Source organism: Streptomonospora wellingtoniae (genome assembly GCF_031845375.1).
In the GTDB taxonomy this organism is placed as follows: domain Bacteria; phylum Actinomycetota; class Actinomycetes; order Streptosporangiales; family Streptosporangiaceae; genus Streptomonospora; species Streptomonospora wellingtoniae.
The window spans coordinates 60,012-78,108 of record NZ_JAVREK010000018.1 but is presented as its reverse complement, the minus strand read 5'-3'; the positions used below and the strand labels follow the sequence as shown (position 1 = coordinate 78,108).

The window sequence follows — 18,097 nt, the reverse complement described above, 5'->3', positions numbered from 1 at the left end:
CCTCACCGGTCGTCGGCGCCGAGCCGGTAGAGGACGTGCCGCTTCAGCGGGTGGCCCTCCGGCAGGGACGGGTGGTCGAAGTCGTCGGTGGAGGAGTGGCGCATGCCCAGCCGCCGCATCACCGCACGCGAGCGGACGTTGGCGGGGACGGTGAATGAGACGATCTCGGCCAGCCCGCAGTCGTCGAACCCGAACGCGGCTGCGGCCCTGGCGGCCTCGGTGGCATAGCCGCGGCCCCAGGCGTGGCGGGCCAGCCGCCATCCCACTTCCACGGCCGGGGTGAAGTGCGCGGGGAAGACGGCCCGCTGCAGCCCGGTGAAGCCGACGAACCCGCCTGTGGCGGCGACCTCCACCGCCCACAGGCCGAAGCCGTGCTCGGCCAGGTGCGCCGCGATGCGGTCGGCTGCGGCGTCGGACTCGCGGCGGGTCAGCACCTGCGGAAAGTGCTCCATCACCGCGGGGTCGGCGTTGAGCCGGGCGAAGGGCTCCCGGTCGGCGGCCCGCCAGCCGCGCAGCAGCAGACGGGCAGTGCGCAGCCGCACGTCGTCGTCCATTGCGGCAGACTATCGGCGCCCGCCCGGTCGGCCCGCGGCGCCTCCGCGCGCCGGCCGGGCGGTCCGCGGACTCAGGCGTTGGGCGGCAGGTCGGTGCCCGCGCCCCGGCGGCGGGGGCGCACCGGGTCCGGCCGGTGCGGGGGCGCGCCCGCCTCGTCGGCGCCCTGCACCCGAAAGCCCGCGTCGCGCACCATCTGCAGGTCCTCGGCGCCCGGCACGCCCTCGCTGGTCAGGTAGTCGCCCAGGAAGATCGAGTTGGCCAGGTGCAGCGCGAGCGGCTGGAGGCCGCGCAGGTGTATCTCGCGCCCGCCGGCCAGGCGCACCTCGGAGTCGGGGAAGACCAGCCGGGCGGCTGCGAGGATGCGCAGGCACCGCTGGGGGGTCAGCTCCCAGCGTCCGGCCAGGGGTGTGCCGTCGAAGGGGATGAGGAAGTTGACCGGGACGGAGTCGGGGTCGAGGCCGCGCAGGTCCCCGAGGGCGTCGACGAGGTCCTCGTCGCTCTCGCCCATGCCCGCGATCAGCCCGGAGCAGGAGGAGAGGCCGGCCCGCCGGGCCTGCCGCACCGTGTCGACGCGGTCGGCGAAGCCGTGTGTGGAGCAGATCTCGGCGTAGCGCTCACCCGAGGTGTTGAGGTTGTGGTTGTAGGCGTCGACGCCGGCCTCGCGCAGCCGATCTGCCTGGCCGGGGGAGAGCAGCCCGAGGCAGGCGCACACCTCCACGCCGGGGCTCTCCTCCTTGATGCGGGCGACGGCGGGGGCCAGGCGGGCGACGTCGCGGTCGGTGGGGCCGCGTCCGCTGGCCACCAGGCAGACCCGCGCCGCGCCGCCCTCGACGCCGCAGGCGGCCGCCGCGCGGGTCTGCTCGGGGCTCAGCCAGGTGTAGGTGACGATGTCGGCGGTGGAGCCCAGCCGCTGGGAGCAGTAGGTGCAGTCCTCAGGGCAGAGCCCGCTCTTGAGGTTGACCAGGTAGTTGAGTTTGACGCGGTCGCCGAAGAACCGGCGGCGCACCCGGCCGACGGCTGCGACCAGCTCCAGCAGCCCGTCGTCGGGCCAGGACAGGACGCCGAGCAGGTCTGCGGGGGACGGGCGTTCGCGGCGCAGGGCCGCCTGGGCGAGTCCGGCCGCGGTGGGCCGGTGTTCGGGTCGGGCCATGGCCTCGATCCTGGTCCGCCGGGGTGCGGCGGGCCATCGGTCGAACCGGCCAAAGTTCGGGCGCCCGGATTTGTGCGGGTCCCCCCGTACGGATGGCCGGTCCGGGCATCCGTGCACGAGGGGCGGCCGAACGGCAGGCCCGGCGTCAGGCGCGGCGCCCGGTCAGGGCCAGGAGGCGGGTCTGGGGGTCGGCGTCGTCGCCGACCGGCACCTGTGGGGCGAACAGGGCGCCCGCGCCCGGGCTGCGCCCGCCCAGCCAGTCCAGCAGCGCCTCGACCAGGCCGGGGTCGAGCTTCTCGTCGTCGCCGATGGCGCGGGCGAGGTCCCAGGCGTGCACGCCGAGGTCGAAGGTCATCTGCCAGAGGTAGGCCTCGCCCTCGGCGTCGCCGAAGGACAGGTGCACGGTCCGCTCTAGAGCGCCCGGCTGCAGCCAGGCCGACCGCGCCTCGCGGGAGGCGACCTCCCATGTGGCCACGGGCTCCTCGCCGAGCACGTCGCCCTCGTAGCGGTCGCCGGCCTCCTCGATGCCGCCCCCGGCGAGCAGGAACGGCACCCACAGCTGCTCGCCGGTGAGGTGGTTGAGCAGATCGTGCACGTCCCAGTCGGTGCAGGGAGTGGGGTCGGCCCACTGCGTCACCCGGATGGCGCGGACCCTGCGGTCGAACTCCGCCATGGCGCGGCCGTGCAACTCCAGCAGGTCGGTCATCGTGCTTCCCTCTCGGACTGTGGCATGGGCGATCGAGGTCTCTACCCGGCGAACCGGGGCGGCAATCGGGCGTCCGCGCGCCAGCGGCTCGGGCGGGCGGCGCTCAGGCGACCAGGTCCCAGCCCTCGCCGCGCAGTTCGGCGGCGATGCGCGCCATCACACCCTGCAGGGCGGCGGGCGTGGGCACGACCCCCTCGGCGAGCAGAAGGTCGCGGGAGTAGGCCTCGCGCTCGGCGGCGCCGACCTCGGAGCGCGGGCAGACGCGCGCGGTGCCCTCGGCCGACACGGCGATGACCGCGTCGGCCGTGGCGTGCATCAGGGCCACGAGGTGGCCGAAGAGCGTGGAGGGAGCGTGCATTGGTCCTTCCGGGGTCACGGGGCGTCGCGGCCAGTGTCTCAGTCCACCGGCGAAATGCGGGTATCGGAAAGCACGCAAGTCGAATTGTCTATCGTCCGGAATATGGAACTGCAGGACACGGGGTCGCCGATGGTCCCGCGGGCAAACAGCCTCCACCCGGGCGACGCCCGAAGGCGGCCGCGATGACGGGCGCGCGACGCGAAGCCGCGCCCGGCAGGGAGCCGCAGCGCCCGGCCGAGGGGCGCGGGACCGCGAACCGTAAGCTGGGGGCACCGCCGCCGAGCCACGGGAGCCGCATGCGCCTACTGCTCGTGGACAACCACGACTCCTACACCTTCAACCTGTTCCAGCTGATGGCCCGGATCGCGGGAACCGAGCCCGACGTGTGGGCCAACGACGACGCGCGCCTGCGCGACGCAGGCCCCGGCGGCCCCGCCGGCTACGACGCGGCGGTGGTCTCGCCCGGCCCCGGCCGTCCCGAGCGCGCTCGCGACCTGGGACTGCTCGGCGCCGCGCTGACCCGCGCGCCCGATGTCCCCGTGCTCGGCGTGTGCCTGGGGCACCAGGCACTGGTCCACTTGGCCGGGGGAGAGGTCGCCGCCGCCCCCGCCCCGCGCCACGGCCACCTCAGCCGCATCCGCCACGCCGGGCGCGACCTCTTCGCCGGGATTCCGCAGGAGTTCACCGCCGTGCGCTACCACTCGCTGGCCGCCCGCCCGCCGCTACCGGAGAAACTAGAGGCCACGGCCTTCGCCGAGGACGGCGTCGTCATGGCCGTGCGGCACCGCTCCCTGCCGCGGTGGGGCGTGCAGTTCCACCCCGAGTCCGTATCCGCCGACCACGGTGCCGACCTCGTCGCCAACTTCCTGCGCCTGGCCGCCGAGCACACCCGGACCGCGGTCCGCCCGGTCCGCCCGGAAGCCGCCGGCCGCCGAGGCGCATCCGGCGAGCCGGACTCCCGGGCCGCCGCCCCCGCGCCCCCGGCGGCGCCGCACGTGCGCACCCTCGAGCACGCCGTGGACGCGGAGGCGGCCTTCGCCCGCCTCTACGCCGCACGCAGCCACGCCTTCTGGCTGGACAGCAGCCGCACCGGCGGCGCCGCCCGCTTCTCCTTCCTCGGCGACGCCGGCGCGCCCGGCGGCGAGGTGCTGACCTACCGCGCCGGCGAGGGCGCGGTCTCGGTCGCCCCCGCTGACGGGCCGCCGCACCGCGAGGCCGGCACGATATTCGACGCCCTGCGCCGGCGCACCCCCGCCCGGCCCGCGCCGACCGACGGACTGCCCTTCGACTTCACCGGCGGCTACGTGGGCTACTTCGGCTACGAGCTCAAGGCCGACTGCGGCGGCGCGGCCGCCCACCGCTCGCAGGCACCCGACGCCGTCTGGCTGCGCTGCGACCGCCTGGTCGCCGTCGACCACGAGGGGGAGCGCACCTACCTCGTCGCTCGCGGCCCGGGGGCCGCCGCCTGGGCCGAGGAGACCGCCGCCGTCCTGGCCGGGCTCGGCCCCGCCCCGCCGCCCGCGCCGGCGCCGGTTCCGCCCGGCGGCGACCTGGAGCCGCTGCTGGAGCGCAGCAGGGAGGGCTACCTCACTGACATCAAGGAGTGCCTGCGCCGGCTGGAGGAGGGCGAGAGCTACGAGATCTGCCTGACCAATCGGCTGCACACCGCCGCTCCAGCCGACGACCTGGACTTCTACCGCCGGCTGCGCCGCGCCGCCCCCGCCCCCTACGCCGCTCTGCTGCGGTTGGGCGGCACCACCGTGCACAGCGCCTCGCCCGAGCGGTTTCTGCGAGTCGACCCCTCGGGGGCGGCCGAGAGCCGCCCCGTCAAGGGCACCGCACCGCGCGGCGGCGACCCGGCGGCCGACGCGCGCATCGCCGAGGAGCTGCGCACCGGCGCCAAGACCCGCGCCGAGAACCTGATGATCGTGGACCTGCTGCGCAACGACCTGGGGCGGGTCTGCGAGGTGGGCAGCGTGCAGGTGCCGCGGTTCATGTTCACCGAGTCCTACAGCACCGTCCACCAGCTGGTCTCCACCGTGCGGGGGCGGCTGCGCGAGGACGTGCACCCCGTCGACGCGGTGCGCGCGTGCTTTCCCGGCGGCTCGATGACCGGTGCGCCCAAGCTGCGCACGATGGAGATCGTCGACCGGCTGGAGGGCTCGGCGCGCGGCGTCTACTCCGGGGCGCTGGGCTACCTCTCCCACCAGGGCACCGCAGACCTCAGCATCGTCATCCGCACGGCGGTGCGCCGGGGGCCGGATCTGGCCATCGGGGCGGGCGGGGCGATCGTGCTGGACTCGGTGCCCGCCGAGGAGTACGCGGAAATGCTGCTCAAGGCCGCCGTTCCGCTGAGCGGCGGGCGGCCCGCGCCGCTCCCGGACGCGCGCGGGCGGTGCGACAATACGCGTCGTCCGCACACGAGCACACGCGAGGACGGCGCATGACCCAGCCCTTCGACCCGGGCCCCTTCGACGGCTCCGGCGGTCGCCCCCCGCAGGAACCGCCCCGCCCCGGTTTCGCCCCTGCAGCCCCGGGGCCCGGCCCGACGGGGGTGCCGCCCGAATCGCGGCCCGGTGCCGGAGCGCCGCCGTCGGCAGCGGCCGATCAGACGCGGCGCCTGGCCGCGGCCTGTGTCGACCTGGTGCTTTCCGTGCTGATCCTCTATGCCGGCTTCATCCTGGTGATGCTCGCCAACCTGGCGGCGGTCACCCTGCTGCAACTGCCCGACAACCAGGTCTCGCTGACCGTGGGCATGGTGCTCGCCTGCGCCGTCGCCCTGGCTGCGACGCTGTGCTACCACTGGCTGCCCGTCGCGCGCCGCGGCCAGACCCCGGGCAAGCGGATCGCCGGCATCCGCGTGGTCGCGGCCGCCACCGGTCTGCCGCCGTCGCGCGGGCAGGCCGCGGGGCGCGCCGCGGTGACCGGGCTGCTCGTACTGCCGTGCCTGCTCGGCCACCTCGTCAGCGGAATCCTGGTCGCCGCCGACGAGGCGGCCGGCAGGTCGCTTCCCGACCGCGCCGCGCGGACCCGCGTCGTGGCCGCCTGACAGACTGCTGGGTATGCGGGTGGTCACCGGTCCGCGAGGCTCGATCCCCGTTGATCTTGTAGCTATCGTGATGGCAATCGATTTCCATTTGCGATAGCTACAAGATCAACGGTCTCTGAGCGGCTACGCCGCGCGCAGGTCGGCGGCCTCGCGGGCCAGCGCCGCCACACGCTCCCAGTCGCCGGCCGCCACGGCGTCCTCCGGCGTGAGCCAGGTGCCGCCGACACAGCCCACGTTGGGCAGCGCCAGGTACTCGGGCGCCGAGGCGGCCGTGATGCCCCCGGTGGGACAGAACCGCACCTGCGGCAGCGGGCCCGACAGCGACTTCAGGTACGGGCGCCCGCCCGCCGCCTCGGCCGGGAAGAACTTCATCGCCGTAGCGCCGCGCTCCAGCAGCGCCAGGGCTTCCGAAGCCGTTGCGACACCCGGCAGCGCGGGCAGACCGGTGCCGGCCATCGCCTCGTACAGAGCTGGGGTGCATCCGGGCGAGACGAGGAAGGCGGCCCCGGCCGCGGCCGCCTGCTCGGCCTGCTCGGGCGTGGTCACCGTGCCGGCGCCCACCACGGCCTGGGGCACCTCCGCGGCGATCCGCTCGACGGCCTCCAGCGCCGCCCCGGTGCGCAGGGTCACCTCCACGGCCGGCAGGCCGCCCGCCACGAGCGCGCGGGCCAGCGGCACCGCGTCCGCGGCGTCGGAGAGCACCACCACCGGCACCACCGGCGCCAGCCGGAACAGGTCCTCACTGCTGCGCGGGTTCATCCGCACCTCCTTGAACGGGGTCGAGGCACTGGTCGAGCCGGGCGGCCGCGCCCAGTAGCGCCGGTTCCTGCGCCACGATCAACATCGTGGCGACGCTCTGCAGATAGCCGGCCATGCGGTGCTTGTCCTCGAAGCGGCGCCGGAAGCCGCTGGACTGCACGACCGGGATGATACGCGGCAGGATCCCGCCGCCCAGGAAGACGCCTCCGGTCGCGCCCAGCGTCAGCGCCACGTTGCCCGCGAAACCGCCCAGCAGGCAGCAGAACACGTCCAGCGCCTCGGCGCAGAGCGGGTCCCGCGGCGCCGCGGCGCAGATGTCGGCGGCCGTGCTCCGCGGAGCACGGACCCCGCGCACCTCGGCGAGCGCGTCGTGCAGCTTGACGAGCCCGGGACCGCACAGCAGGCACTCGGCGGTGACCGCGCCTCCCTGGCGGGCGCGCAGGAAGCGCACCACTTCCAGTTCGCGGTCCTCGACCGCGGGCACGTCGACGTGCCCGCCCTCGCCCGGCACCGGAGCCCAGCCGCCGGGCACGGGTACCAGGCCGGCGACACCCAGCCCGGTGCCCGGACCCAGGACCGCCATGGGCCGCCGGGGCAGCACCGGGGGCCCGCCCAGCGGCAGCGCGTCGCCGTCGCCCAGCCGCGGCAGCGACAGCGCCAGGGCGGCGAAGTCGTTGACGACCTCCAGGTGGTCCAGGCCCAGCCGGTCGCGGGTGGCGGAGGCGGAGAAGTCCCAGTGGGAGTTGGTCAGCCGGATGCGGTCGCCGCCCACGGGCCCGGCCACCGCCACGCACGCCGCACCGGGCCGCGCGGAGGCGCCCACCTGCTCCAGATAGGCCGCGGCCGCCGCGCCCAGGTCGGCGTGCTCGGCGCCCTCCAGACGGCGCACCCGCACCGGGCGGGTGCCCGGCGCCTCCACCAGCCCGAACCGGGCGTTGGTGCCGCCGATGTCGGCGACCAGCCAGGGACGGTGTCCGGACGGCGGCTGGGGCCGGCTCACCGCAGCGCCCCGAAGACGGCGGCACCGCGCTCGGCCGGGCCCACAGCGCGGCGGAAGGCGGCGAACAGCTCGCGGCCGGTGCCGGCGGCCGAGTCCGCGGTCGGTTCGGCGGCCGGCCGCTCGTCCAGGTCGTCGGCGCCCCGCACCTCCAGCACGCCGGCGGAGGCGTCCAGGCGGACGAGGTCGCCGTCGCGCACCCGCGCCAGCGGTCCGCCCGCCGCGGCTTCGGGAGAGACGTGGATGGCGGCGGGCACCTTGCCCGAGGCGCCGGACATGCGGCCGTCGGTGACGAGCGCGACCTTGTGGCCGCGGTCCTGCAGAACCCCCAGCGGCGGCGTCAGCTTGTGCAGCTCGGGCATGCCGTTGGCGCGCGGGCCCTGGAAGCGCACGACGGCCACCACGTCGCCGTCCAGCTCGCCGGCCGAGAAGGCCTCCTGCAGCTGGGCCTGGGTGTCGAAGACGCGCGCGGGCGCCTCGACGACGTGGCGCTCCGGCTCCACCGCCGAGACCTTGACGACCGCCCGGCCGAGGTTGCCGCGGACCATGCGCAGGCCGCCGTCGGCGCTGAAGGGGTCGTCGGTTCCGCGCAGCACCGCGGTGTCGCCGCTCTGGTCGGGCTCGTCGGCCCAGACCAGGCCCTCGGCGCCGAGGGCGGGGCGCCGGCGGTAGCGGTCCAGCCCGGCGCCGGCGACGGTGGCGACGTCCTCGTGCAGCAGCCCGCTGTCCAGCAGCCGGCCGATCAGGTACGCCATGCCGCCGGCCTCGTGGAAGCGGTTCACGTCGGCGGCGCCGTTGGGGTACATCCGGGCCAGCAGCGGCACGACCTCCGACAGCGCTGCGAAGTCGTCCCAGGTCAGCTCGATTCCGGCGGCCTGGGCGATCGCCACCAGGTGCAGTGTGTGGTTGGTCGAGCCGCCCGTGGCCAGCAGCGCCACGACCGCGTTGACGACGGCCCGCTCGTCGACGACCCGGCTGACGGGGGTGTAGCTCCCGCCCAGCGCCGTCAGCCCCGTCACCGCCCTCCCGGCCTCGGCTGTCAGCGCGGTGCGCAGCCCGCTGCCGGGCTGCTCGAAGCTGGCGCCGGGCAGGTGCAGGCCCATGACCTCCATCAGCATCTGGTTGGAGTTGGCGGTGCCGTAGAAGGTACAGGTGCCCGGCGCGTGGTAGGCGGCGGACTCGGCCTGCAGCAGCTCGGCGCGGTCGGCCTTGCCCTCGGCGAAGCGCTGGCGGATCTGGGCCTTCTCGTTGTTGGGCAGGCCCGAGGGCATGGGGCCGGCGGGCACGAACGCGACCGGCAGGTGGCCGAAGGACAAGGAGCCGATGAGCAGTCCGGGCACGATCTTGTCGCACACGCCCAGCATCAGCGCGCCGTCGAACATGTCGTGGGAGAGCGCGACGGCGGTCGCCATCGCGATCACGTCGCGGCTGAACAGGGACAGCTCCATGCCCGCGCGGCCCTGGGTGATGCCGTCGCACATGGCGGGCACGCCCCCGGCGAACTGGGCGACGCCGCCGGCCTCGCCGACGGCCTCCTTCAGCTGCGCCGGGTAGTCGGCGAGCGGCTGGTGGGCCGAGAGCATGTCGTTGTAGGCCGAGACGATCGCGATGTTGGGCTTGGCCGAGTGGCCCAGCGCAAGCTTGTCGCCCGGCGAGCAGGCGGCGAACCCGTGGGCGAGGTTGGTGCAGCCCAAGCCGGATCGGGCCGGGCCCTCGGCGGCCGCCGCGCGCATCCGCTCCAGGTAGGCGCTCCTGGTGTCGAAGCTGCGTTCGGCGATGCGCTGGGTGACCTCGGTTATCCGGGGGTGGGGCGTCATCGTGCGGACTCCGTTCCGTGGCTGGGTGGGCGTGCTCGGCCGGGCGCGGCTGCGCCGGGCACCCGGGCGCGGGCGCCGGGGAGCGCGGCGAGGGCGCGGCCGTCCGCAGGCCGGTGCGTGCCCTGTGCCGGGGCAGGGGGCATGTCGGCACTCCAAGGGCAGGCGGCGGGGGAGGCGGGGCCCCAGGGCGGGCGACGCCCAATGGCGGTATCGGGCTCCCTGAACATAGCCGCCGCTTCCGTTACGGGACAAGCTCACTTTTGAACATCTGTTTACAAAAGTGCACATGTTCACGTTGTTTCCGTGCGGAAGCGTGATTCAATGGGGCATGTCTCGCAGCAAGGCCGCATCCGCCGCCCCCGCCTCCAGCGGACACGTGCTGGAGCTCGTCCGCACCGGCGAGGCCGCCACCCGCACCGAGATCGGCCTCCTGACCGGACTGTCGCGGCCCGCCGTGGCGCTGCGCGTCACCGAGCTGCTGCACCACGGGCTGGTCACCGAGGGCGCGGCCGCGCCCTCCAGCGGGGGCCGCCCGCCCGCTCGCCTGGAGTTCAATGCGGCCGGCGGCGTCGTCCTCTCCGCTGTACTGGGAGTCTCCCGAAGCCAGGCCGCGGTCTACGACCTGGGCGGCGGCCTGCTGGCCGGTGCCGACGGCTCGCCCGAGGTCGAGCACGGCCCGCACGCCGCCCTCCCCTGGTTGCTGGACACCTGGCTGCGGCTGCTGGAGGAGTGCGGGCGAAGCGCCGCGGACGTGCGCGGGAGCGGCATCGGCGTGCCCGGCACCGTCGAGTTCGCCACCGGGCGGTCCGAGACCCCGCCCGTGCTGGCCAGCTGGGGCGGTGTGGACATCGCGCCCCTGGTGGCCGAGCGGTTCGCGGCCCCCGTGGTGGTCGACAACGACGTCAACGCCATGGCACTGGGCGAGCACCGCGCCGTGCACCCCGGCGTGGGCGACCTGCTGTTCGTCAAGGTCTCCACCGGCATCGGCGCGGGAGTCGTCGCCGGCGGCGCCCTGCTGCGCGGCTCGCTTGGCGCGGCCGGGGAGATCGGGCACATCCCCGTGCGCGACGGCGGCGGCACGCCCTGCCGCTGCGGCAACACCGACTGCCTGGAAGCGGTGGCGGCCGGCCCGGCGCTGCTGGAGCGCATGGCCGAGGAGGGGCGCCCGGTCGCGGGCGTGGCCGAGCTCGCCGACCTGGCCCAAGAGGGCGACCCCGACGCCGTGCGGCTGGTGCGTCAGGCCGGACGCCGGCTGGGCGAGGTGCTCGCCGGGGCGGTCAACCTGCTCAACCCCGAGGTGATCGTGCTGGGCGGGCTGCTGGCCCGGGCCCACGACCACCTGGTGGCCGGGGTGCGCGAAGTCGTCTTCCAGCGCTCCATCCCGCTGGCCACCCGCCAGTTGCGCGTCGTCGGCAACCGCAGCGGCGAGCAGGCGGGCCTGCGGGGCGCCGCGGCCGCCGTCCTGGAGCGCGTCCTGGCGCCCGAGGCCGTCAACGCCCGCATCGCCGCTCAGCGGTGAGCGCCCGGCGTCCGTCCGGGCGCCCGCGCCCGCCACAGCACCGCCGATCTTGTAGCCATCGTCACTGGAAAACGTTCTCGGGTTTCGTGGTTTTCGGGGATCTGTCCCGCTGTGTCCCCGAGTGAGCGAATCCCGGACGCCGACGCCCCCCGGGGGGCATAGAAAAGGGGAGCATCAACCAGTCCCGACTAAAGGCTCGCTGATGCTCCCGAACCCGACAGTACCCCCAACGCTGCTGCGGCTGCTCAACCACTTCTGGCCCTGCTTCACCCGCCCCACGTTCACCGTGTTCGCCGCACTGGTCACCGGCCTCATCGCCCACACCGGCACCCGCACGGTCTGCGGCATGCTCACCGGCGCCGGCCTGGCCCGGGCCTGGCCCCACGACCGCGCCCACGCCTTCTTCGCCCAGCGCCGGTGGAACCCGGACCGCCTGGGCCAGACAGCGGCCCGGCTCGTGGTCCAGACCTGCACCGCCCCCGGCGAGGCGCTGACCCTCGCGGTCGACGACACCCTCGTCAAACGCAGCGGGAGCACGGTCTTTGCACGCTCCCGCCAGCACGACGGAGCCGCACCCGGCCCCGCCAAGCTGGGCTGGGGAGTGTGCTTCGTGGTCACCGCCCTGGCCGTGCGCGTGAGGGGCCGGGACCGCGCCCTGGCACTGCCCACCCTGGCCCGCTGCTGGCGGCCCGCACCCGCCCCGGCCCCGCGACTCTCGGCCTGCGCCCGCACCGCCTGCGCCCTCGAACACGCCCGGCACCGCCACGACCAGGCCCACCGCGGCCTGCGCATGCGCCTGGAGGCCGAAGCCGCCCTGCCCCGGGGCCACCGCCTGCCGGGCACCGACCCCAAACCCGCCCTGCACCGGCGCCTGACCGAGAGCCAACACGCACTCGCCCGCGCCCGCGCCGACCACGACACCGCGCTGGAGCAGGTGCTGGAACCCGCCGGGGCCGGAACCCCGCACCCCACCAAGACCGAGACCGCGATCGCGCTGGGGGCCCGCCAGGCCCGCCTGTTCGGCGACCGCATGATCCACGTGGTGGCCGACGCCGCCTACCACAGCCCCGCCCTGCGCGCCCTGCCACCCAACATGACCTGGACCTTCCGGCTGATGTCCTCCGCGGTCCTCAGCGCCCCCGCCCCGCCGGCCCGGCCGGGAACCCCCACACGCCCGGGGCGGCCGGCCATCAGCGGGGCCCGGCTGGGAACCCCCGACCGGATCGCCCGCCGGGCCGCCTTCACCCCCACCCGGGTGCCCGGGCGCAGCATCGCCGCGATCGAGTGCCGGTGGGCGCGCTCGCTGGGCCGCACCCCGGTGCGGCTGGTGCTGGTGCGCCAGGACGCCGGCACCCGGCCCTACGACCTGGCGCTGCTGACCACCGACACCACCAGCCCCGCCGAACAGGTCGTGGAGCGCTACGCCGACCGGTGGCCCATCGAGACCTGCTTCCAAGACGCCCGCGCGCACCTGGGACTGGAGCAGGCCCGCAACCGCACCCGCGCCGCGGTCGAGCGCACCGTGCCCCTGCAGCTGCTGACTTACAGCCTCGTCGTGCTCTGGTACCACCACCACGGCAACGCGGCCGCCGATGTCGACGCGCGCCGCTGCGCCCACCCCTGGTACGGCTCCAAGACCGCCCCGGCCTTCGCGGACATGCTCGCGGCCCTGCGACGCGAGATCATCGATCATCGAATATCAGCCAGGGTCGATGACCTGCGGGTCGTGCGATTAATCCGCGAGATCGTCCACGACTGGCTCGCCATCGCCGCGTGAGCAGCACCCCACCGAAGCAGACATCCCACCCCAAACCACGAAACCCGAGAAACGTTTTCCTGCACGATGGCTACAAGATCGGCGGGGTTCGCCCGCTCGCCGCCGGAGGCTCCTCCCCGCGGGCCCGACGCCGCACAGGCGACGCGTCAAGACCCCCCATCTGCGATCTCAGACCCCCTTGCCCGGCGCCGTGCGGTAATGGGTGGTCATCCGGCCCGCGTCGTCGAGGACGTGGAAGGCCACCGCCGGCGGGTGGGTCTCGTAAGCGGTGTGGGCGTCCTCCCACGGCAGCGGCGACGTCCCGACCGTGCCGGGCGCGACCAGTAGCGGACGCTGGGCGAACGCGGTGGCCGCCGGCGTGTGGGCGTGGCCGCACAGCAGGCCTGCCACCTGCGGGTGGCGCGACAGCAGCACCGCCAGCCGGTCGGGCCCCTGCATGGCGATCCCGTCGACGCAGGGCACGTGCAGGGGGACCGGGGGGTGGTGGAACCCCAGCACCACCGGGGTGCTGCGCAGCCCGGTGAGGGTCTCCTCCAGCCACTCCAGCGTCTCCTCGGAGAGCAGGCCGCCGGCCTCGCCGGGCACTGTGGAGTCGCACAGTACGACGGCGCCGCCGCCGGTGCGGCAGACCGCGTTGACCGGCGCCTCGCCGGCGGCCTCCTCGCCCAGCACCACCCGGCGGAAGGGCGCCCGGCCCTCGACGACGTCGTGGTTGCCGGGGCAGCTCACCACCGGGAGCCGCCCCGACATCAGCGCGCGGGCCTCCTCCAGTTCGCCGACCGCGCCGTGCTCAGTCAGGTCGCCGGTGACCACCAGGGCGTCCAGCGAGTCGGCTATCCCGTCGAGGTAGGCCATCACCTGCTCGACCCGTTCACGGGAGCGGGCGCCGCCGTCGATGTGCAGGTCGCTGATGTGGGCCAGGGTGATCAAGGTGCGTCCTTCGCGTGTATCGGCCGTGGGACGGGCCGGCGCCGTGCGGCCCGGGACCGAACTCTAGCCGCGGGGCGCGGCCGTTTCCCGCGCGAAGCGGTGCCGTCGGCACCGGTGCCGCTGCCCGCGCTCACCGGCCCGCGCTTCCCGGGCTGGCGTGCCAGAGCTTGCGCGGCGCCGTATCGGCGCCCGCCGGCGCGATGTCGGCGTAGGTCGACAGCTCGTAGCCGTTGGCGTAGCGGATCCGCCGCCCTCCGACGCCGCTGACCGGCACGCTCCCGGCCTCCCGGCCCAGCCGCTCGCGCAGCGCCGCCGCCGCGTCCTCGCCGCCCTCGTGCCAGACCCGCGCCAGCTCCTCCAGGTCGTAGGCGTGGGTGGCGTTGACCGTCGCCATCCCCGATCCGACCCGGCGCACCCTGCCGCGCACCGCCAGCAGCCAGGATCCGAAGACGGTGGCGGCGCAGCGCTCCTGCACCGACTCGAAGAACGTCAGGTCCACCAGGCCGGTGGCGTCGTCCAGCGTGGTGAAGATGATGCGCTGGCCCGAGCGCACCGCCGGGGTCTGGGTGGCCACCTTCACCCCCAGCACCAGCACCTCCGAGCCGGCCGGGACCGCGGCCAGGTCGCGGGCGCGCACCGCGCCGCACAGTGCGCCCAGCGCGGCGGTCAGCTCCGCGTAGCAGTCCAGCAGGTGCCGGGAGGCGTCGTAGCCCAGCACCTCCAGCTCGGCCTGGACCGCGTCCACCGGCGTCATCGGGGGCAGCCCTCGGTCGCAGGGCTCCTCGGCGGCGGCCTCCAGGGCGATGGGCAGCTGACCGCCGCCCAGCGACCGGCGGGCGGCGCGGTCCAGCGCGCTCACCCGCAGCAGCAGGTCGCGCCGGCTCGGCCCCCCCGGGCGCGGGGAGCCCTCGCCGATGCCGTAGAGGGAGTCGAAGGCGCCCACTCGCACCAGCCCTTCCAGCACGCCGCGGGAGAGGCGGGCGCGGTTGGCGGTGTCGTTCAGCGAGGCGTAGGGGCGCCCGGCCGCCAGCGCGTCGATCTCGGCGTCGGTGATGCCCTTGACGTCGGCCAGCGCGGCGCGGATGCCCGGCCTGCCCTGCGGCGTGGCCTCCACGCGCCACTCGCGCCCGGAGCGGTTGACGTCCACGCCCAGCACCGCGACGCCGAAGCGGCGGGCGTCGTCGACGATGGCGCGGCGCGGGTACATGCCCGGGTCGTGGGTGAGGACCCCGGCGTAGAAGGCCGCCGGGTGGTGCCGCTTCAGCCACGCCGACTGGTAGGTGGGCAGCGCGAACGCCGCGGCGTGGGCCTTGCAGAACCCGAAGGCGCCGAAGGAGGAGAGGATCCGCCAGACCTCCTCGACCACCGGCTCGCTGTGGCCGCAGTCGCGGGCCATGGCCGCGAAGCGCAGGCGCACCTTCTCCTTGCCCTCGTCGGTGCCCAGCTGTCGGCGCATCGCCTCGGCCTGGTCCAGCCCGCAGCCGGTCATGGCGTGCAGCACGCCCACGACCTGCTCGTGGAAGACGACCACCCCGCCGGTCGAGGCCAGCACCCGCGACAGCACCGGGCTGGGGGCCTCGGGTTCGCGCTCGCCGTCGCGCGCGGCGATGAAGGGGGTGATCATGTCGCTGTTGACCGGGCCCGGGCGGAACAGCGAGATGTCGGCGACGAGGTCGTCCATGCTGCCCGGGCGCAGCCGGCTGACCAGCTCGCGCTGGCCGGGCGACTCGATCTGGAAGCAGCCCAGGGTGGCCGAGGAGCGGATCATCGCATAGGTCGCGGGGTCGTCGTCGGGCAGCGCGTCGAGGTCGATGCGCCGGCCCCCGGTGCGCTCGACCTCCGAGAGCGCGTGCGTCATGGCCGACTGCATGCGCACCCCGATGACGTCGAGTTTGATCAGACCCATCTCCTCGACGTCGTCCTTGTCGTACTGGACCATGTCGTAGCCGATCCGGCTGGGCTCCAGCGGCGCCCGGTCGCCCAGGGAGGCGTCGGAGACGACGATCCCGCAGGGGTGCAGGGCGATGTGGCGGGGCAGCCCGTCCAGGCGCTCGGCCAGCCTGAACAGCGTCTCCACCGGGTAGTCGGCCAGGCCGCCGGAGCGCAGCTCGGGCAGGTCGGCGCAGGCCGCCCGGATCTGGCGGGCGCGGATGTGGGGGAACGCCTTGGCCAGCACGTCGATCTCGTGCGGCGGGATGCCCATCACCGAGCCCACGTCGCGGATGGCGCTGCGCGCGCGGTAGGTCTCCATCATCGACACGCAGGCGGCGTCGGGGTAGGCGTCCAGGATCACCTGGTAGGCGTCCAGCCGGCGGGCCGACTCCACGTCCAGGTCGATGTCGGGCAGGCCGGTGCGGCTGTCGGTGAGGAAGCGCTCCATCAGCAGCCCGTGTGCCAGGGGGTCCACGGCCGAGATGCCGATGAGGCGGTTGACCAGGCTTCCGGCGCCCGAGCCGCGGATGGAGCAGCGGATGCCCTCCTCGCGGATGCGGTGGGCGATGTCGGCGACGGTCAGGAAGTAGGCGGAGAACCCCTTGCGTTCGATGATCGCCAGTTCGTGGGCGAGTCGCGAGCGTGCGCGCCGGTCGCCCTCCAGCCCCAGCCGGGCCATCCCCTCCCGGCAGGTCAGCCACAACCGGTCGCGGGCGGCGGGGATGTCGGGCAGGTGGTGGCGGTCCATGCCCAGGTCGGCGCCGGGGTCCAGGCGGCAGGAGGCGGCCAGGGCGCGGGTGTGGGCCAGCAGCCGGCGCACGGCGGTGCGGTCGGGCCCGCAGATCCGCTCGGCGACCGCGGTCATCTCGGCGGTGCTCTTCAGGTAGGCCTGGGACCCGCCGGACTCGGACGGCGCCCCGCCGCCGGGCAGCCAGCGCCGCGCCTCGTCCAGGACGCGGGCGACCTCGGCGCCGGAGCGGCGGGGGTAGCGCACGGCGTTGCCCAGCACCGCCAGGGTGCGGGTCTCCTCGGCCAGCCGCAGCATCGCGGTCGCTCGGCGGCGCTGAGCGGGCCCGTAGTGGTCGACCAGCTCGACGGCGGTCTCGGCGGCCTCGCGCCAGGCCTGCAGGCACCGGCGGGCGCGCTCCATGCGGTGCTCGGCCGCCGCCAGGCCCACGTCGGACTCCGGGCCGGCGAGCACGACCAGCCCGTCGGAGTGCTCGGCCACCATCGCGTGGGATACGGCGGGCACACCGCGTGTTCCGGCGGCGTGTGCGGCGGTGACCAGCCGGCACAGGGAGGCCCAGCCGCGCCGGCCGCGGGCCAGCACGACCACCCGTCCGCCCTCGGGCGCGGCCACGGCCAGGTCGGCCCCCAGAACGGGGCTGATCCCGACCCGCTCGCAGGCGCGCACGTGCTTGACCGCGCCGTAGAGGCCGTCGCGGTCGGTCAGTGCGAGCATGTCCATGCCCAGTTCGGCCGCGCGCTCGGCCAGCTCGTGCGGCGGCGCGGTGCCGTGGCGCATCGAGGCCGAGGAGGCGGTGTGCAGGTGCGCGAAGGCGTCGGCCATCAGCGGCGGCCCTCCGGGCGCGCCGCGGTGGTGGCGAGTACTGCGGCCATGGCTCCCCCTGTCGGCTCGGCCGGAGCGGGGCAGTCGGCGCCGCGCCCGGGGAAGACAGGCCGAAATCGAACTCGTGTACGAACAATAGCGCACAGATGATCATGGATAAAACCATGAGCAGGCAAATCACGGCCGCGGTCCGTGCTGCGGGCGCCCCGGATGCGGCGTGGCGGCGGGGGTTCGGGTCTCCCGCGGCGCCACGATGGTGGCGCGCGCCACACCCGCCGTCCGCGCGGCGGAACCGGCGCCGCGCCCCGAACCCGGGAGAGCCAGCCCACCCTTACCCGAGACGGAGACGGCCGGCCATGTGGAGCGGAATCTGGAGCGACCTGGTGGTCATCGGCGTGCCGCCGGTGGAGAAGGTGATCCGCACGGTCGCGATCTACGCGGCGCTGGCGGTGCTGCTGCGCGTCCTGGGCAAGCGCGACACCGCCCAGATCAACACCATGGACCTGGCCGTGATGCTCCTGCTGGCCAACGTGGTGCAGAATGCCATCATCGGCCAGGACTACTCCCTGGTTGGCGGCGTGCTCGGCGCGGTCGTCCTGCTCGTGGTGGACGCCCTGGTGGTGCGCGCAGCCACGGCCCGCTCGTGGACCTGGAGTGTGCTCAACGGGACCCCCACGGTGCTGGCGCGCGACGGGCGCTACGTCGGCTCGGCCCTGCGGCGCTTGGCCGTGCGCCGCTCCGACGTCGACGTGCTGATCAAGCGGCAGGGGGCGCGCAGCGTCGCCGACACCACGAGCGTCGTCCTCGAACCCGGCGGCGCCGTGCTGGTGGAGATGCGCCCCGACCGGCGCCCGGCCACGAGCGCCGACGTCGCCGCCCTGCACGAGCGGCTGCGGCGGATCGAGGAGCTGCTGGAGCAGGGGCCCCCGCGGCAGTGAGCGGCCGCGCCCGGCGGTCCGGCCGCGGACGCGCCGGCGG

The 18,097-nt window shown here is 75.1% G+C and carries 14 protein-coding genes; 5 read left to right on the top strand and 9 right to left on the bottom strand.

The window, feature by feature from the left end:
- Nucleotides 1-2 precede the first annotated feature (2 nt).
- From RM446_RS16845 to RM446_RS16830, 4 genes are all read right to left on the bottom strand, one after another.
- The gene (locus RM446_RS16845) at nucleotides 3-554 is read right to left on the bottom strand and encodes a GNAT family N-acetyltransferase (RefSeq protein WP_311546273.1); all 552 of its coding nucleotides are present in this window, start codon (nucleotides 552-554) and stop codon (nucleotides 3-5) included.
- A gap of 71 nt (nucleotides 555-625) precedes the next feature.
- Nucleotides 626-1,705 carry a biotin synthase BioB gene (bioB, locus tag RM446_RS16840; protein ID WP_311546272.1) on the bottom strand — a complete coding sequence of 360 codons (1,080 nt, stop codon included), beginning with the start codon at nucleotides 1,703-1,705 and terminating at the stop codon, nucleotides 626-628.
- Nucleotides 1,706-1,850: 145 nt separating this feature from the next.
- Nucleotides 1,851-2,411, bottom strand: coding sequence for a TIGR03086 family metal-binding protein (locus RM446_RS16835; RefSeq protein ID WP_311546271.1), 561 nt, complete (start codon nucleotides 2,409-2,411; stop codon nucleotides 1,851-1,853).
- Nucleotides 2,412-2,514: 103 nt separating this feature from the next.
- On the bottom strand, nucleotides 2,515-2,769 hold the full coding sequence (locus RM446_RS16830; RefSeq protein ID WP_311546270.1) for a hypothetical protein: 255 nt from the start codon (nucleotides 2,767-2,769) through the stop codon (nucleotides 2,515-2,517).
- 296 nt (nucleotides 2,770-3,065) lie between these two features.
- Between RM446_RS16830 and pabB the strand changes: the two genes are divergently transcribed.
- Complete coding sequence (pabB, locus tag RM446_RS16825; protein ID WP_311546269.1) at nucleotides 3,066-5,216, top strand: aminodeoxychorismate synthase component I; 2,151 nt, start codon at nucleotides 3,066-3,068, stop codon at nucleotides 5,214-5,216.
- Complete coding sequence (locus tag RM446_RS16820) at nucleotides 5,213-5,818, top strand: RDD family protein (protein ID WP_311546268.1); 606 nt, start codon at nucleotides 5,213-5,215, stop codon at nucleotides 5,816-5,818. The genes pabB and RM446_RS16820 overlap by 4 nt, the downstream gene beginning before the upstream one ends.
- Nucleotides 5,819-5,941: 123 nt before the next feature.
- Here the strand turns inward: RM446_RS16820 and eda are convergent, their stop codons facing one another.
- From eda to edd, 3 genes are read right to left on the bottom strand one after another with little or no spacing between them, the layout of a single operon-like run.
- Nucleotides 5,942-6,577, bottom strand: coding sequence for a bifunctional 4-hydroxy-2-oxoglutarate aldolase/2-dehydro-3-deoxy-phosphogluconate aldolase (gene eda / locus RM446_RS16815; RefSeq protein ID WP_311546267.1), 636 nt, complete (start codon nucleotides 6,575-6,577; stop codon nucleotides 5,942-5,944).
- Nucleotides 6,558-7,577 (bottom strand): glucokinase, encoded by a 1,020-nt coding sequence (gene glk / locus RM446_RS16810; RefSeq protein WP_311546266.1) that lies wholly within the window; start codon nucleotides 7,575-7,577, stop codon nucleotides 6,558-6,560. The genes eda and glk overlap by 20 nt, the downstream gene beginning before the upstream one ends.
- Nucleotides 7,574-9,391 carry a phosphogluconate dehydratase gene (gene edd, locus RM446_RS16805; protein WP_311546265.1) on the bottom strand — a complete coding sequence of 606 codons (1,818 nt, stop codon included), beginning with the start codon at nucleotides 9,389-9,391 and terminating at the stop codon, nucleotides 7,574-7,576. The genes glk and edd overlap by 4 nt, the downstream gene beginning before the upstream one ends.
- A gap of 328 nt (nucleotides 9,392-9,719) precedes the next feature.
- Between edd and RM446_RS16800 the strand changes: the two genes are divergently transcribed.
- Together RM446_RS16800 and RM446_RS16795 are read left to right on the top strand one after the other, a co-directional pair.
- Nucleotides 9,720-10,910 (top strand): ROK family protein, encoded by a 1,191-nt coding sequence (locus tag RM446_RS16800; protein ID WP_311546264.1) that lies wholly within the window; start codon nucleotides 9,720-9,722, stop codon nucleotides 10,908-10,910.
- A 202-nt stretch (nucleotides 10,911-11,112) separates the two neighbouring features.
- Complete coding sequence (locus RM446_RS16795; protein WP_311546263.1) at nucleotides 11,113-12,687, top strand: IS701 family transposase; 1,575 nt, start codon at nucleotides 11,113-11,115, stop codon at nucleotides 12,685-12,687.
- Between the two features lie 168 nt (nucleotides 12,688-12,855).
- Here RM446_RS16795 and RM446_RS16790 read toward each other — a convergent pair whose 3' ends face one another.
- Nucleotides 12,856-13,617, bottom strand: coding sequence for a metallophosphoesterase (locus RM446_RS16790; RefSeq protein WP_311546262.1), 762 nt, complete (start codon nucleotides 13,615-13,617; stop codon nucleotides 12,856-12,858).
- A 130-nt stretch (nucleotides 13,618-13,747) separates the two neighbouring features.
- On the bottom strand, nucleotides 13,748-17,119 hold the full coding sequence (locus tag RM446_RS16785; protein WP_311546261.1) for a DNA polymerase III subunit alpha: 3,372 nt from the start codon (nucleotides 17,117-17,119) through the stop codon (nucleotides 13,748-13,750).
- A 356-nt stretch (nucleotides 17,120-17,475) separates the two neighbouring features.
- Here RM446_RS16785 and RM446_RS16780 point away from each other — a divergent pair, with 356 nt between their 5' ends.
- Complete coding sequence (locus tag RM446_RS16780; protein ID WP_311546260.1) at nucleotides 17,476-18,057, top strand: DUF421 domain-containing protein; 582 nt, start codon at nucleotides 17,476-17,478, stop codon at nucleotides 18,055-18,057.
- Nucleotides 18,058-18,097 lie beyond the last annotated feature (40 nt).